Annotated in this window: 8 protein-coding genes and 2 pseudogenes; 5 read left to right on the top strand and 5 right to left on the bottom strand. The window is 73.6% G+C overall.

Annotated features, from left to right (window positions below):
• Window positions 1-74: 74 nt before the first annotated feature.
• Together IEY71_RS02890 and IEY71_RS02885 are read right to left on the bottom strand one after the other, a co-directional pair.
• Window positions 75-1,520: a sensor histidine kinase gene (locus IEY71_RS02890; protein ID WP_189083787.1), complete on the bottom strand. Its 1,446-nt coding sequence runs from the start codon at window positions 1,518-1,520 to the stop codon at window positions 75-77.
• Between the two features lie 376 nt (window positions 1,521-1,896).
• Window positions 1,897-2,562: a response regulator transcription factor gene (locus IEY71_RS02885; RefSeq protein ID WP_189083786.1), complete on the bottom strand. Its 666-nt coding sequence runs from the start codon at window positions 2,560-2,562 to the stop codon at window positions 1,897-1,899.
• Window positions 2,563-2,779: 217 nt separating this feature from the next.
• On the opposite strand from IEY71_RS02885, the gene IEY71_RS02880 reads away from it, so the two are divergent.
• Window positions 2,780-3,178, top strand: coding sequence for a peptidoglycan-binding domain-containing protein (locus IEY71_RS02880; protein ID WP_189083785.1), 399 nt, complete (start codon window positions 2,780-2,782; stop codon window positions 3,176-3,178).
• Between the two features lie 112 nt (window positions 3,179-3,290).
• On the opposite strand, the gene IEY71_RS02875 is transcribed toward IEY71_RS02880, so the two are convergent.
• Window positions 3,291-5,096, bottom strand: coding sequence for an ABC transporter ATP-binding protein (locus IEY71_RS02875; protein ID WP_189083784.1), 1,806 nt, complete (start codon window positions 5,094-5,096; stop codon window positions 3,291-3,293).
• A complete protein-coding gene (locus IEY71_RS02870) occupies window positions 5,093-6,868 on the bottom strand; it encodes an ABC transporter ATP-binding protein (RefSeq protein WP_189085045.1) in 1,776 nt (591 codons plus the stop codon). Before IEY71_RS02870 ends, IEY71_RS02875 begins: the two co-directional genes overlap by 4 nt.
• Window positions 6,869-7,543: 675 nt before the next feature.
• Here IEY71_RS02870 and IEY71_RS02865 point away from each other — a divergent pair.
• The 4 genes and pseudogenes from IEY71_RS02865 to IEY71_RS02850 form a co-directional block, all read left to right on the top strand.
• Window positions 7,544-10,219, top strand: coding sequence for a hypothetical protein (locus IEY71_RS02865; RefSeq protein ID WP_189083783.1), 2,676 nt, complete (start codon window positions 7,544-7,546; stop codon window positions 10,217-10,219).
• Window positions 10,216-12,963 (top strand): FtsX-like permease family protein, encoded by a 2,748-nt coding sequence (locus IEY71_RS02860; RefSeq protein ID WP_189083782.1) that lies wholly within the window; start codon window positions 10,216-10,218, stop codon window positions 12,961-12,963. Before IEY71_RS02865 ends, IEY71_RS02860 begins: the two co-directional genes overlap by 4 nt.
• Window positions 12,960-13,865: pseudogene (locus tag IEY71_RS02855) on the top strand (ABC transporter ATP-binding protein); the annotation flags it as partial. The gene IEY71_RS02860 and the pseudogene IEY71_RS02855, both read left to right, overlap by 4 nt.
• A 299-nt stretch (window positions 13,866-14,164) precedes the next feature.
• Window positions 14,165-14,800 (top strand): annotated as a pseudogene (locus IEY71_RS02850) (ABC transporter ATP-binding protein); the annotation flags it as partial.
• Here the strand turns inward: IEY71_RS02850 and ddaH are convergent.
• A complete protein-coding gene (ddaH, locus tag IEY71_RS18575; RefSeq protein WP_271202693.1) occupies window positions 14,772-16,061 on the bottom strand; it encodes a dimethylargininase in 1,290 nt (429 codons plus the stop codon). The pseudogene IEY71_RS02850 and the gene ddaH overlap by 29 nt on opposite strands.
• Window positions 16,062-16,138: the final 77 nt, after the last annotated feature.

The following is a 16,138-nucleotide window of genomic DNA, read 5'->3' as shown; positions in this document are numbered from 1 at the left end:
CCAACGCCAACGCCAACGCCAGTCTCAGTGCCCGCGCCGCTCTCAGCCCACGCCGGTCTCAGCGCGCGCCAGACTCAGCCCAGCGTGGGCGGCGCTCCATCGACGCCGTCGACGAGCGGTAGGCGGACGGTGATCGTCGTCCCGTGCCCTGACTCGCTGACGAGCTCGAGCGTCCCGCCAACCGCCTCGACGCGATCGAGGACTCCGACGATGCCGGTTCCGGCATCGAGCCGAGCGCCTCCCGCGCCGTTGTCCCGGACGGTCAGCCGAAGCTCCCGGCCGTCCGAGCTCGCATCGATCCACACACGCGTCGCCCCGGCGTGCTTGTCGACGTTCGCGAGCGCCTCGGCCACGACGAAGTACGCCGTCGCTTCGACGAGTTCCGGCAGCCTGCCGGCGACGTCGACCCGCACCTCCGTCGGCACCGAGCACCGTCCGGCGAGCTCGGGCAGTGCCAGCGACAGGCCTCCTTGGGCGAGCAGGCTCGGGTGGAGGCCCTGGGCGAGTTCCCGAAGCTCCTTCAGTGCGGCGTTCAAGAGCAGGATCTCGGCATCGACCTCGTCGGCGATGGCCGGCATGCCGCGGTCCCTCGCCTGGTCGGACGTCCGCCGGAGTCGCATCGCGAGCGAGACGAGCTGCTGCTGGGCCCCGTCGTGCAGATCGCGCTCGATGCGCCGCCGGGCTGCGTCGCCGGCCTCGACGATGCGCTGACGAGACTCACGCACATGAGCGAGCGTCCGCTCGATCTCGGAGCGAAGCCGGCCGTTGTCCACGGAGAGCCTCAGCGCGCTCGAGACCCCGTCGAGCAAGCGCATGTTGTCCGTCAGCACGCGGTCATGTCGAATGAGCGCGATCGGCACACCGAGGGGCGAGGCGACCGGGAGGACGCTCTGGCTCCCCCGGGGGTCGGCGTCGCCTTTGGGGATCGGCGTACCCGAGGCGTCGGCGTAGACGCCGCGTTCCTCATCCCACCAGTACACCCGCACCGACGCATCCCGCAGCGTTCGCGCGAGCGATTCCGCCCAGAGCCCCCGATCGGCGCCCTCGCGGGTGATCCGCATCAGGTCGGCGACCCGGGCCCGCATGTTCCGGGCGTGCGAGACGCCCGCGACGAAGCTCACGGGGATGGACGCGATCGCGATCAACGAGATCGTCGCGAGCATCTGGTCGCTCCGAGCCTCGGCAGCGTAGCTGACCGCTTGGGCGGTGAGTGTCGTCGCCCACGCGAGAAGCGCGAGCGGCATCAGGAAGGCGACCGTCCGGGCCGGGACACTGCCCCGCATCCACCGGAAGAGCAGACGCACCGCGATGGCCAGCGCCAAGCCGACGCCGATGATGCGATACCCGACGTCGATCGCAGCGAAGAGTTCCGGGAGCGCGGCCACGCGGTACGGGTTCGGCGCACTGCACGCGCACACCCCGTCGCCCGGTGCGGCGAGCAGGAGCACCGCGAGGAGGTTCACTGCCGACGCCACGGCCGCGATCCCGACTACCCATCGGTCGAACCGTTCGCGCAGCACGCCGCGGGGGTAGATGAGCACGATGATGCCGGTGACGACCGCCCACCCGAGGTCGAGTCCGCGGACGACCGGCCAGAGCCATCCGACGCCCCCGATGACGGCGTAGATCGATTGCGGAATCCAGAGCACGACGAACGCGACCATCAAGCGGGCCGGCCATCGGCTCTCGCTGATCGCCCACGCCACGCCGGCGCACGCGGCGAAGACGAGGGGGACGAGCGCGTGCAGGGTCGCGTAGGAGGTCTCGGGGCGCGCCTCGGCCGGCGTCGACCAGTATCCGGAGATCGCCATCGCCAGACTCAGTCCGACAGCGACGGCGAGGGTGATGCCCCGTCAAACGATCCGGCCGTTCCGGCCCGGAGCCATCACCTCGCGGTCACCGCTCGCCGAGGAGCGCGAGCACGGCGAGCACGCGACGATGATGGTCGCGCGATTCCTCGAGCCCCAGCTTCTGCAGGATGCTGCGCACGTGCGTTTCGACGGTCTTGAGCCCGAGGAACAGGGACTGCGCGATGCCGCCGTTCGAGTACCCCTGCGCCATCAGCTCGAGCACCGAGCGCTCGCGTTCGGTCAGTCGTGAGATCGGGTCGTCGACTCGACTCCGACCGACGAGCTGCTCGACGACCTCCGGGTCGACGACGGAGCCACCCGATGCGACCGTCTCGACGGCGCGCACGAGCGTCTGCGGCTGGGCGACGCGTTCTTTCAGCAGATAACCCGTGCCGCTCCCCGCCCCCATGACGCGCAGCGCGTACTCCGGGGTCGCGTACATGGAAAGCAGCAGCACGCCGATCGTCGATCCGCCGGCGCGGATCCGTTCGAGCGCGACGACGCCCTCGTCACTGTGTCCGGGCGGCATGCGGATATCGAGGACGGCGGCATCGACGGGCGTCTCGTCGAGCACCCCGAGGAGTTCGTCGGCGGTCCCGACGGAGGCGACGACCTCGATGCCCGCGTCCTCCAGCACCTTCTGGATTCCCTCGCGGAGCAGCATCGCGTCGTCCGCGATGACGACTCGCAGGGGCGTGGTCGAATCGCCCATTGCTCCTCCGTTCGACGGCGCTCGGGCGCGCGGCCATGGGCGCACACACCGCCCCGCTCACTGTATCGCGCTGGAATCGGCAGGGCAGGTCCCAATCCGGGGGACCTGATGCGGATCTCCGTACGAGAACGATGGGCACCGCTGCCCATCGACACCGGCGGACGGCCGTACGTACGATCGCCACGCTCGACCGTTTCCGTACCGACAGGAGATCACCGTGAAACTTCGCACCCGGCGACACAAGCTCGCCCTCGCCCTCTCCGCGCTCGCGCTCGCCGCCACCGGCACGATCGGCGCAGTCGGCACCAGCGCCGCGCCCGCCGAGGCGGCCGGCCGATGCGTCGACTACAACTACTCCCAGGGCGGCTACTCGAGCTGCATCGGCTACATCCAGCAGCTCGTCAACTACCACACCGGCGCCGGACTCGCGGTCGACAACAACTTCGGGCCGAAGACGCGGTCCGCCGTCATCCGGGTGCAGTCGATCTTCCGCCTCACCGCCGACGGCATCGTCGGACCGCGCACCTGGAACATCATCTGCTACCCGCAGAAGGGCCCGGGCCCCATCCCCGGCTTCCCCTACGCCGCGGCCCGCGCTGCGGGCTGCAGCATCTAGCCCGGCACCGCACGAGCACACGAACTCACGAACGCACGCACGAACGAACGCAAGAACGCAAGAAGGCGGGTGACCCGATCGGGTCACCCGCCTTCCGCTGTTCAGCGCCCGCTCACACGAGCGAGTCGCGCCACGCCGCGTGCAGCGCGGCGAAGCGGCCGTCGCCGCCGATCAGCTCCGCGGGCGAGCCGTCCTCGACGATCCGCCCGTGCTCCATCACGAGCACCCGGTCGGCGATCGCGACCGTCGACAGCCGGTGCGCGATGATGATCGCCGTCCGGTCGGCGAGCAGCTTCGTGAGTCCCTCCTGCACGAGCCGCTCGCTCGGGATGTCGAGCGAGCTGGTCGCCTCGTCGAGGATCAGCACCGCCGGGTTCGCCAGGAACGCCCGCGCGAACGAGATCAACTGCCGCTGCCCTGCGCTCACGCGGCCGCCGCGCTTGTTCACGTCGGTGTCGTAGCCGTTCGGCAGCCCCTCGATGAACTCGTGCGCCCCCACGGCCTTCGCCGCCGCGACCACCTCGTCGAACGAAGCATCCGGCTTGCCGAGCGCGATGTTGTCCGCGACGGACCCCGAGAACAGGTACGCCTCCTGCGTGACCATGACGATCGCGCGGCGCAGGTCCTTGGGGTGCAGGGTGCGCAGGTCGAGCTCGTCGAGCGTGACCGCGCCGTCGCTCGGGTCGTAGAACCGGGCGATCAGCTTCGCGAGCGTCGACTTGCCGGCCCCCGTGGAGCCGACGAGCGCGATCGTCTGCCCGGCGGGGATGTCGAGGTCGAAGCGCGGCAGCACGACCCGGTCCTTCGTGTACGCGAACTCGACGCCGTCGAAGCGCACGCGGCCGTTCGCGTTCCACAGGTCGACCGGTCGCTCGGGGTCGGGAACGCTCGGCTCCTCCTCGAGCACGCCCGAGATCTTCTCGAGCGCGCTCGCGGCGGACTGGTACCCGTTGTAGAACATCGCGAGGTCTTCCATCGGGTCGAAGAAGCGCTTCGTGTACAGCACGGCCGCGAGCAGCACGCCGACCTGCAGCGAGCCGTCGACGACGCGGAAGCCGCCGAGCACGATCGTCGCGGCCACCGCCGTGTTGCCGATGAGCGCGAGCCCCGGGTTGAACACCGCGAACAGGCCGAGCACCTTCGCGTTGACGTCCCGGTAGTCCTCGACGAGCGCGCCGAACTCCCGTTCGTTGCGGCGCTCCTTGCGGAACGCCTGCACCGCGCGGATGCCGGTCATCGTCTCCACGAACTGCACGATGAGCCGTGCCGAGGCGACGCGCGAGCGGCGGAACAGCTGCTGCGAGCGCAGCTGGAACCACCGCGTCAGGATGCCGAGCGGCACGAGCGCGATGAGCAGCACCACGCCCGACGGCCAGTCGAGGATGATGAGCATGACCGCGGTGAACACCATGTACATGAGCCCGCGCACGAGCAGCGTGAGCCCCTCGTCCATGAGCTCGCGGATGGCGTCGAGGTCGCTCGTCTGGCGCGAGATGATCCGGCCCGAGGTGTAGGACTCGTGGAACTCGAGCGAGAGCTTCTGCGTGTGCAGGAACACCCGCGTGCGCAGGTCGATGAGCACGGCCTGGCTGATCCGCGCCGAGAGCCGGATGTACACCGCGATGAGGAACGCGCCGACGAGGCCGGTCACGACGTACGCGGCGCCCGAGAGCGCCGCCGGCCACCAGTTCTGCCCGATCAGAGCCGGGATGCCGGTGTCGATGCCGTAGGCGATGATCGCCGGGCCCGCCACCTGCGCGGCGGACGAGAGCATCACCGCGATGACGGTGAGCCACAGCGTGGGCCGCAGCGGGTGCAGCAGCGAGCCGAGCAGCCGCATGGACCGCCGGCGGATCTGCCGAGACTCAGCGCGCGTGTAGTGCTCGCGCTCTTCTCCCTGAACGCCGGTGACGCTCATCGGGCGACCTCCTCTCGATCGGTCTCGGGTTCTTCTCGCATGGTGTCGACGGGGTCGCTGCCGGCCCGCTCCTCCTCTTCGAGGCTGGAGATGACGAAGCGGTAGTGCTCCGACTCCCGCAGCAGCTCGGAGTGCGTGCCGACGGCGGTGATCCGTCCGGCCTCGAGCAGCGCCACCCGATCGGCCATCATGACCGTCGAGGGGCGGTGCGCGACGATGAGCGCGGTGGTGTCGGCGAGCACGCTGCGCAGCTCCTCCTCGACCTTCGCCTCGGTGGTGACGTCGAGCGCGGAGAGCGGGTCGTCGAGCACGAGCACGGCCGGCTTCGCCGCGACCGCGCGCGCGAGGGCGAGCCGCTGACGCTGGCCGCCGGACAGGCTCATGCCCTCTTCGCCGACCTTCGTCTCGAGCCCATCGGGCAGCTCGTACGCGAAGCCGGCCTGCGCGATGCGCAGCGCCTCCTCGAGCACGCGCTGCGCCTCCGCCTGCACGGCCGGGTCGTCCCCGGCGAGCTCGGGACGCCCGAGCAGCACGTTCTCACGCACCGAGGCGCTGAACAGCGTGGCGTCCTCGAACGCCATGGCGATGTGCCGGCGCAGCTCCTCGCGGCTGAACGCGCGCACGTCGACGCCGTCGAGCGTGACGGCGCCACCGGTCACGTCGTACAGGCGGGTCGTGAGCGCGGTCATCGTCGTCTTGCCGCTGCCGGTGAGGCCGACGAGCGCCATGGTCTCGCCCGGCCGGACGACGAGCTCGACGTCGTCCAGCAGGTCGGGGAACCGCGACGGGGCATCCTGATACCGGAAGTGCACGCCCTCGAAGGCGAGCTCGCCGCGCGGGCGCTCGAGCGTGCGCGGCGCCTCCGGGTCGAGGATCGTGTTCTCGCTGTCCATGATGTCGAAGAAGCGGTCGGTCGCGGTGCGCGCGTCGAGCGCGAACGCGAGCATGAAGCCGATCGACTCGATCGGCCACGCGAGCACCGTCGCGGTCGCGAAGAACGCGACGAGCTCGCCGACCGTCAGCTGCCCGTTCGCCGCGAGCCAGATGCCGACGACGAGGCAGGCGCCGAGCGCGATGGCCGGCACGACCATGATCCACACCCAGATGTTCGCGTCGAGGCGCGCCTTCTCCATCTCGGTGCGACGCAGCGACTCGGCCTGCGCCCGGAACGTCGACAGGGCGTGCTTGCCCCGACCGAACGCCTTGAGGACGCGGATGCCGTGCACCGACTCCTCGACCGCGGTCGCGAGGTCGCCCTGCTGGTCCTGGCTGAGGCGCGACTTCTCGGAGTACTCCCCCTCGAAGCGGTAGCCGGCCCACCAGAGCGGCAGCGAGCAGACGAGGAAGATGAGCCCGAGCAGCCAGTTCATCGACATCAGGATGCCGACGCCGACCACGATGATGACGAGGTTCGCGCCGGTCAGCACGAGGCCGAAGCTCAGCCAGCGGCGGATGAGGCTCAGGTCGCTGACGGCGCGCGAGAGCAGCTGCCCGCTCGGCCAGCGGTCGTGGAAGCTGACGGGCAGATCCTGCAGCTTCGCGTACAGGGCGTCGCGCATGCGCGCCTCGACCTTGGTGCCGGGGCCGACGACGAGCCAGCGGCGGAGCGCGTAGAGGATCGACTCGATCGCCCCGAGCACGAAGACGAGGATCGCGAGCGGCCAGACGGCGCTCGCGTCGCGCTGCGCGAGCGGCCCGTCGACGATCTGCTGCATCACCTGCGGGATCGCGAGCGCGAAGAGCTGGGCGATCAGCGCGGCGCCCATGCTCATCGCGAAGGCCGGCAGCGCGGGCCCCGCGTACTCGCGGAGGCGCCAGAGCGCGCGCACCGCGCCGAGGCGGGGCGCCTCGGCGACGTGACCGGGCGGATGGGTGGGTGGGGTGGTCAAGGATGGCCCTTTCGGAACGGCGTGCGGCAGCGAAGGCCGCGCACGCGGAGGCGTGCGATGAGATGCGGATGGCGGACCGGAGCGTCGTCGTCGACGGCGAACGGTGCCGAGGCGAAGCGGAGTCGGATCCGGAGCGGAACCGATGCCTGGGAGCGGGGGCGGAGCGCCGGAGGGCGAGGCTCAAGCGGAGCAATCGCGATCCGGGGGAGCCCGGGAATGATGGCCGCGGGAGCGGCGCTTCGGCCGGACCGAGTCCGGCGCGACGGGTCGGAGCTAGTGCTCCGGCGTGGCAGCGGGACGGCGCGGGGCGCGGATGCCAGCGCCAGCGACCGCGACCGAACGGGCGGAAGTGTGGGCTGTTGACATCGGGTCCTCCTGCGTCATCGTCTCGTGATCCATGGCCTGCCGAACTCGTGGTGCGACAGCCTTACAGACTATTCAGAGATCGGAGTGGTATGCAAGTCCCCGGTGCGGGGTAAGCTGTCCGAATTCGACGCCGGCGCACCGCTGCACCGATCGCCGCGGCGACCCGAACCCTGCATCGAGGAGGCTCCGCGCGTGGCATCGGCCCGGCTGGCACTGGCTCGTGCCTACGCGCGTTCGGGCGTGCTCGCCGGCGTCGCCGCCGTCGTCCTCGTGCTCGCCGGGGTCGGCACCGCGATCATCGATCAGACCGCCGGGGCCGCCGTCACGGGGCTCCGGGATCGTGTGGCCGCCGCTGCCGGAGCCGACGGGGCCGTGCGCTGGGAGATCCGCCGCTCGACCGATCCCGAGGCGCAGGCCGAGGCCGGCGCGGCGGTGCTGGACCGCACCCTCCCCGCCGAGACGATCGAGTGGGAGCGCTCGGCCGAGAGCGCGCCGGTGCCCATCGCCGCTGCCACCGACGCGGCCGACGGCATCGACACGGCCGCCGGCAGCGAGCCCGACGGCACCGACGACTCCCCTGAGACGAGGCTCGTGCTCCTCGCCGACCCGGCGATCGCGGAACGGGCGCGACTCGTCGAGGGGGTCTGGCCCGATGCGGCGAGCGCCGACGAGGCATCCGCCGTCGTCCCGACCGCGGTCCACCAGGGCGCGGCGGACGCGCTCGGTCTCGCGATCGGCGACACGATCGAGCTCGTCGACCGTCGCCTGCAGATCGTCGGTACCTGGCTGCCCGACGATGCCAGAGCGCCCTCGTGGTTCGGGGAGCCGCTCGTCGCCACGGGCTCGGCCGACGGAGCCGCGGGCCCCTTCCTCGTCGACGAGCCGGCGCTCGACGGGCTGCCGGTCGCCGTCCGGGTGCGCTGGACGGCGACCCCGATCATCGACGCGCTCACGCCCGACACGGCTCGCGAGCTCACCGGCGACTTCGCGCGCACGGCGCCGGCGCTCGCCGCGCAACCGGGCATCGGCGAGGACGGGCTCAGCCGGCTCGGCGGCCTGCCAGCCACGATCGACGCGGCCACGGCGGGGCTCGACGCCGTGCGCGCCATCACCCCGCTGCCGCTGCTGCTCCTCGCCGCCGCCGGGATCGCCGCGCTCGGACGGCTCGGCACGCTGCTCGCGGGCGCCCGACGCGGCGAGACCGTGCTCCTGCGCGCCCGCGGCGCCGCGACCCGGCAGCTCGTCGGCTGGCAGGCGGGCGAGGCGGCCGCGGTCGGCGCGCCCGCCGCGGTCCTCGGCGCAGCGGCCGGCGAACTCGGCCTGCTGCTGCTCCGCCCCGGCGAGCCGCGCTCGCTCGCGATCGCCGCCGCGGTCGCCGCCGCCTCGGTGCTCGTCGCCGTCGTCCTGCTCGCGGCGAGCGCGTGGGGCGAGGCGAGGCGGCCGGTCACCCGCTCCACCGGTGACGACAGCGGCCGCGGCACCCGTGCCGCCGCCCTGGGCGGCACCATCCTCGTCGCGGTGGCCGCGGCGGTGTCGCTCTGGCAGTTCCGACTCTACGGCTCGCCGCTCGTGCGGACCGCCGACGGCGGCACGGCGGTCGACCCGCTCGCGGTGCTCGCGCCCGTGCTGGTGCTGCTCGCCCTCGCGCTCGGCGCCCTCGCCTGCACGCCGTTCGTCTCCCGGCTGCTCGAGCGCGTCGCCTCGGCGCGGCCTGGGCTCGTCCCGTCGCTCCCCCTGCGTCAGCTCGCCCGGCGGGCGCCCATGTTCGCCGCGGCCTCGTTCACCGCGATGCTCGGCGTCGCCGGAATCGTGCTCACCGCGGCCGTCGCCGGCAGCTGGCAGCGCTTCGACGCCGACGCCGCCGCACTCGCCACGGGCGGCGAGGTCCGGGTCGTCGGCGCCGCGGACCCGGCCGCCGCGGCCGAGGCCGCCGCGGCACTGCCCGAGGTGGTCGTCGAGCCGGTCGTGCGGCGCGAGATCCGTGTCGGCCCCGAGACCGCGACGCTGGTCGCCACCGGGCTCGATCTTCTGCCGCAGGTGGCCCCCGGGCTTCCCGACGACGTGCAGGACGCGATCGGAGCGATCGAGGCGGCGGATGCCTCGCTCCTCCCCGTCGCGATCGACGAGCGGCTCTCCGCCGGCACGAGTGCGGGCCCCGGCGATCGCATCTCGCTCCGGCTCGGCAGCGCCGACGGCACGATCGACGCGCGCGTCGCCGCCGTCGTCCAGGCCGTTCCCGGTGCCGGGGAGTTCGGCGTGCTCGCCGACCGAGCCGAGCTCGACGCCGCCGTGACCGAGGCCGGCGCACGCACGCCGAGCGCCGACGAGCTGTGGATCGGCGCCGCCGATCCGAACGCCGTCGTCGCCGCGTTCGACCGCGAGCGCCCGGGTGGCGCCGTGGCGCTCGCCCGCGACGCCTCGTCGACGGCGAGCCTCGTCGCCCCCGCGATCACCGCGCTCTGGCTCGGCGCGATCGGCGCGCTCGCCGCCGCCCTCGCGGCGCTCATCGCCCTCGCCGCCGCGCTCGGCTCGTCCCGGCGGGGCGAGGTGCTCGTGCTCCGCGCCCTCGGGGCGCCCGCCGCGATGCAGGGGCGGGCGCGCTTCGCCGAGCTCGCGGCGGCCGTCGGCACCGCGATCGTCCTCGGCGCGGCGATCGGCGCCGTCGCCGCCTGGGCGACCGCGGCCGAGCTCGCGCGCGCCGCCGTGCCGGGCGCGCCGGCCGCGCTCGCCCCGGCCATCGTGCTCGACTGGTGGCCGCTGCTCGCGGCGCTCGGCGCGTTCGCGCTGGCGACCGCCGCCGTCGCCCTGGTCGCGGCGCGTGCGGTCACGGTCGCCGCCGGCCGTCCCGGGCGGGAGGAGGTGCGATGAGCAGGCATTCCCGGCTGTCCTCCGCGGGCCTCGTCGGCCGGCAGTTCCAGGCCTCCCCCACGGCCTCGGTCCTACTGGCGGTCCTCGTCGCGGTCGCCGCCTTCGCCGCGGTCGCCCTGCCCCGGGCGATCACCGCGCTGCACACGGAGTCGCTCCAGCAGTCGATGGCGGCCGTCGAGCCGCGGGAGCTCGACCTGACCGCGTCGACGAGGGACCGCCCGCCGGTCGGGCCGGGCGAGTCCGCCCTGCCCGAGGACGTCGCCGCCGTCTGGGGCTCGCAGGCCGAGCAGGCGGAGCAGATCCGGGAGCGGCTGCCCGACGAGCTCCGTGCGGTCCTCGGCCCGCCGAGCGCCGTCGTGGTCGGCGACCCGGTGATCGCGAGCACCGCGGAACAGGGGGTCGGCAGCACCGTCTTCCGCATCCAGCCCGGTTTCGACCCACGACTGCGCGAGCACGCCGAGCTCAGCGAGGGCGAGTGGCCGGTCCCCTTCGACGGCGCGGTGCCCGGCGCGGAGCCGATCGAGATCGTGCTCTCCGTCCCGGTCGCCGAACGCCTGGAGTGGGCGGTCGGCGAGACGCGGACGCTCGACTTCCCGACCGGTCAGGTGCCGGCGATCGTGACCGGCACCTACACGGCGGTGGATCCCGCCGATCCGTTCTGGAGCCACGTGCCGACGGCGCTCCGCGCGAACCGGGAGCAGGTCGGCCTCAGCCCGCCCATCATCACCGGCGTCGGGATGCTCGATCCGAGCTCGTGGGAGACCGTCCAGTCCGTCTCGCTCCCGATCCAGCTCCAGGTGTGGTTCCCGCTCGAGCCCGGCGCTGTCCGCGCGGAGCAGATGTCGACCCTCATCGACCAGCTCGGCGAGGTCGAGTCCCGCATGGAGCCGCTCGATCAGAGCGCCGAGACCCTGTCCTTCCGCACGGCGGAGAGCATCACCTTCCGCAGCGGCCTGCGCGACGTGCTGATCCAGGCGCGCAGCGAAGCGGTCGCGGTCGACGCCGTGCTCGCCACCGTCGCGTCCGGCCCGATCGGCGTCACGGTCGCCGTGCTCGTGCTCGGCGCGCTCGTGGTGTTCGAGCGCCGCCGCACCGGCCTCGAGCTCGCCGCCGCACGCGGCGGCTCCACTGGGCAGCTGCGCGCCGTGCTCGGCGCGGAGGGCGCGATCATCGGCCTGCCCGCGCTCCTCGCCGGGGGCGTCGCCGGCACCCTCGCCGTGAGCTCCGACGCGGGCAGCGGCGGATGGTGGCTCGCCGCAGCCTTCGCGCTCGCGCCGGGGGTGCTGCTCGCGGCCTCGGCCGGGCAGCTGAGCCCGTTGCGGCGTGCCAGAGTCGACCTCGGCGGGGTTCCCGCCCGGGGACGCTGGATCGCCGAGCTCGCCGTCGTCCTCGTCGCCGCGACCGCCGTCGTGCTGCTGTTCCGTCGGGGCCTCGCGGGCACCGACCCGGCGGGCCCGGCGAGCGTCGACCCGCTGCTCGCGGCGGTGCCGCTGCTGCTCGCCCTCGTCGTCTGCGTCGTCGTGCTCCGCCTCTATCCGATTCCGCTGCGCCGCCTGGTGACCGCGCTCGAGCGACGTCGATCGCTCGTCGCCTTCCTCGGTGCGGCACGTGCGCTGCGCGACCCGTCGGCCGGCCTCGTCCCCGTGCTCGCGGTCGTGGTGGGCGTGGCCGTCGCCGTGTTCTCCGCGGTGCTGCTCGGCACCGTGCGGGGCGGCATCGAGGCATCCGCCGCCGTGCAGGTCGGTGCCGACGTGCAGCTGCACTCCGGGCCGCTGACGACCGCGCAGCTCGACGAGCTCCGCGCGCTCGACGGGGTCGAGGCCATCGCGCCCGTGTACTCGACCGATTCCGCGCCGCTCGAGGTCGACGGTCAGCGCCGACCGACGACGGTCGTCGTGGTGGACGTCGCCGAGATGACGGCCGTGCAGGAGGGGCGAAGCGGCGTCGTGCCGTTGCCGGCCGAGCTCGGTGCGGGCGACGCCGCCGACCGCCCGGTGGCGGTGCTGGCCTCCGGGGCGCTCGCCGAACGGCTCGCCGGCAGCGACCGGGTCCGGCTCGACGGGCAGGAGATCGACGTCGTCGAGGGCGTCACCGCCGAGACGGCGTTCACCCCGCGACGCGACTGGCTGCTCGTCGACCGGTCGAAGGCGCGGCCGTTCACCGACACCCTCGTGCCGCGCACCGTGCTCATCCGGGTGGCACCCGACGCCTCCGCCCGGGCGGTCGCGGACGCCGCGGTCGAGATCGCCGGCGACGGCGCGACCGCCGACACCCCGGACTCGCTGGCCGCGGCGCTCGCGGCGAGTCCGGCCGCGCGGGGCCTCATGGTCGCGCTCGCGATCGCCATCGTGCTGACGAGCCTCGCGACGGCGCTCGCGATCGTGCTCACCCTCGTCGTCGGCCGGCCCGCCCGCGAGCGGCTGCTGCCGCTGCTGTCCACGCTCGGCCTGCGCCGCCGCGAGGAACGCGCCCTCGTCGCGTGGGAGATCGGGCCGGTCGTCGTCGCCGCGGTCGTCGCCGGCGCCGCGCTCGGGTTGCTGCTGCCGGCCGTCGTACTGCCCGCCATCAACATCGCGGCGTTCACGGGCGCCATCGTCCAACCGCCGATCTCGATCGACCCGCTGCTCGTCGGCGGGGTGCTCACCGGTGCGATCGCGGTCTCCGCGATCGGCGCCTGGGTCGCGGCGAGCATCGGGGGCCGGGTGGATGCCGCCAGAGCGCTCCGCAAGGAGGAGGAATCATGACCGACGTCGCCGAACCGCACATCCTCTGCGTCGACCTCGTGCGCATCTTCAGCGCCGACGGCGTCGAGGTGCAGGCGCTGCAGGGCCTGAACCTCCGGGTCGAGGCCGGCGAGATGGTCGCCGTGGTCGGGGCGTCGGGCTCGGGCAAGTCCACCCTGCTCACGATCCTCTCCGGGCTCGACACCGCCACCGCCGGCGTCGCCAGGGTCGCAGGCCACGACCTGCTGACGATGGGCGGACGCGAGCGCGTCCAGTACCAGCGCCGCACGGTCGGCTTCATCTGGCAGCAGACCTCGCGGAACCTGCTGCCGTACCTCACCGCCGCCGAGAACCTGGCGCTCGCGATCAACGTCGCGGGCACCGCGAAGGGCGGCGCGCGCACCGCGCGGATCGCCGAGCTCCTCGAGCTCCTCGAGGTCGCGGAGTTCGCCGACCGCCGTCCGGGCGAGCTGTCCGGCGGTCAGCAGCAGCGGGTGGCCATCGCTGTGGCCCTCGCGAACGCGCCACGGGTGCTGCTCGCCGACGAACCGACCGGCGAGCTCGACGAGGCGACGAGCGCGTCGGTGCTCGAGGCGATGCGACGGGTGAACGAGGAGCTCGGTGTGACCACGCTCATCGTCACGCACGACCCGACCGTGTCCGAGCACGTCCGGCGCACCGTGCAGATCCGCGACGGCCGCACGTCCACCGAGGTGCTGCGTTCGACGCGACTCGACGAGCACGGTGCCGAGCAGGCGGTGGCCGAGGAGTTCGCGGTGCTCGACCGGGTCGGACGGCTGCAGCTCCCGCACGACTTCGTCGCCTCGCTCGAACTCCAGGAGCGCGTGCGGCTCGCACTCGAGCCCGACCACGTGGGCGTCTGGCCCGGCCATGACGGCGCCCCGCCGCCGCGACCGCGCAAGGCCGCCGGGGCCGAGGCATCCGGTTCCGAGCCATCCGGGGCCGAGCCACCCGGGGCCGAGGCATCCGGCTCCGAGCCATCCTGGGCCGAGGCATCCGCCGACGAGGCTCCGCGCCGCCGCGGCCGGCACGCCGCGCCGGACCCCGCCGAACAGCCCGCGCACGGCGAGCCCGCCGACCCCGCCCCGGGCGAGCACCCGGACCCGAACGGAGGAGCCGCATGACCGCCGCGCTGCGCGCCGAAGCGATCACCCGCACCTTCTCGGCTCGGGCCGGCGAGGTGCACGCCGTCCGCGAGGTCTCGCTCGAGGTCCGGCCCGGCGAGCTCCTCGTCGTGACCGGCCCCTCGGGCGCCGGCAAGACGACGCTGCTCAACCTGCTGGGCGGCCTCGACCGCCCCGATGCCGGCCGCGTGCACCTCGGCGAGCTCGAGCTCTCCGCCCTCGACGAGGCCGCCCTCGCGGAGGTGCGGCGCGACCGCCTCGGCTACATCTTCCAGTCGTTCGGACTCATCCCGGTGCTCTCGGCCGCCGAGAACGTCTCGGTCCCGCTCCGGTTGCAGCGGATCGACCCCGCCGAACGCGAGGAGCGCGTCGCCGAGGCGCTGCGGCTCGTCGGGCTCGCCGAGCACGCGGCCCAGCGGCCGTACGAGCTCTCCGGCGGTCAGCAGCAGCGTGTGGGCATCGCCCGGGCCCTCGTCGCCCGTCCGCAGCTGCTGCTCGCGGACGAGCCGACCGGGCAGCTCGACAGCGGCACCGCCGCGCAGGTCATGGACCTCATCGGCGAGCTCGTCCACGAGCACGGCGTCGCCGCGGTCGTGACCACGCACGATCCCTCGCTCGTGAAGCGGGCGGATCAGCTGCTGGAGCTGCACGACGGCGTCGGGACGACCCGCCCGGTGCCGGGGCTCAGCGCACTCGCACCGACAGGCACGTGACGCAGCCCTCGAGCTTCTCGAACTCGCTGATGTCGACCGTAAGCACGCGATAGCCGAGCCCCGACAGCAGCTCGGCGGTGCGAGGCGCGGCCGCCGACATCAGCAGCGTGTCGTCCGAGACGAGCACGACGGCGACGCCCTCGCGCTCCGGCACCGGCAGGAAGCGCGGGAACAGGCTCGGCGCGTCGACGAGCTCCGGGTGCCCGATGACCGTGCCGTCCGGCAGCGCCGTGACCGCGCTCTTCAGGTGGAGCGCGCGCGTCACGGGGACGGCGACGACGGTGTAGCCGCGGCCTTCGAGCAGGGCGCGGAGCTGGCGGATCCCCTCCGCGTTCGTGCGGCTGGAGGCCCCGACGTACACCGTGCGGCCGACCTTCAGGACGTCGCCGCCCTCGAGGGTGCCCGGCGCCTCGATGCGGGCGAGCTCGAGCCCGGGCAGGTCGCGGACGCTGCGCTCGACCCCCTCGATCTCCCCGCGCCGCGAGACCGCGCCCGGACTCGTGATGACGGCCAGGTCCTCGAAGAGCACGACCGTGTCCTCGACGAAGACCGAGTCGGCGAGTTCGGGCGCCGCGTCGATCTCGACGGTCTCCCAGCCCTCGGCGACGAGCGTGGCGCAGTAGTTGTCCCACTGCTCGTCGGCCTTGGCCTGGTCGACGGGCAGTCGCTCGAGGTGGGTGAGCTCGCCGTCGGCGAGGTTCGAGGCGGGGATGCGCACGAGGGCGATGCGCCGGGGCGTCCGCTCCGGCTGGTACGACTGGATGGCCCGGGCGACGAAGGGGGCGAGCCAGAGCTCCCCGAACGTCACGAGGAGCACGAAGACGAGGTTCAGGCTGACGAGCGAGCCGACGACGAAGAGGAACAGTTCGCCGGAGATGCCGCGCCCCGTGGCGAGCACGGTCACCGTGGTGGCGAGGATCGCGGCGAGCACCGCCGCGGCGAAGCCCGAGATGAGCGCGAGGAACCAGGTGCGCAGGGCGCCGGCGGCGTTCGAGATCGCGAGCAGGGCGGCGGCGAAGAACCCGGCGAGCGCGAAGTGCCCGGTGAGCTGCATGAACACCTCGGGGGTGTGCCCATTGCCGATGAAGAAGGCGAGCAGTGCGCCCAGGAAGCCGAGCGCGCCGACGGCCGCGGCCGAGCCGAGCACGGCGAGCACCTGCCGGCCGCCGCCGGTGCGGCGGGCCGGCGCGGGTCTCGCGGCGGGCTCGGCGGGGTCGCCGCTCGATTCGGCGGCGGGATCGGCGGGCGCGGGGGACGTCATGGTCACCGAGCCTAGCGGCCGGGCCGCGGGCGGCGCGTCACCGCAGCCGCCCGCGCTCCCGGCCGTTCCTTCGTGCC

Source organism: Agromyces mediolanus (genome assembly GCF_014648575.1).
GTDB classification, from domain to species: domain Bacteria; phylum Actinomycetota; class Actinomycetes; order Actinomycetales; family Microbacteriaceae; genus Agromyces; species Agromyces mediolanus.
The sequence above is the reverse complement of the archived record's forward strand: the minus strand, read 5'-3'. Positions and strand labels throughout refer to the sequence as shown.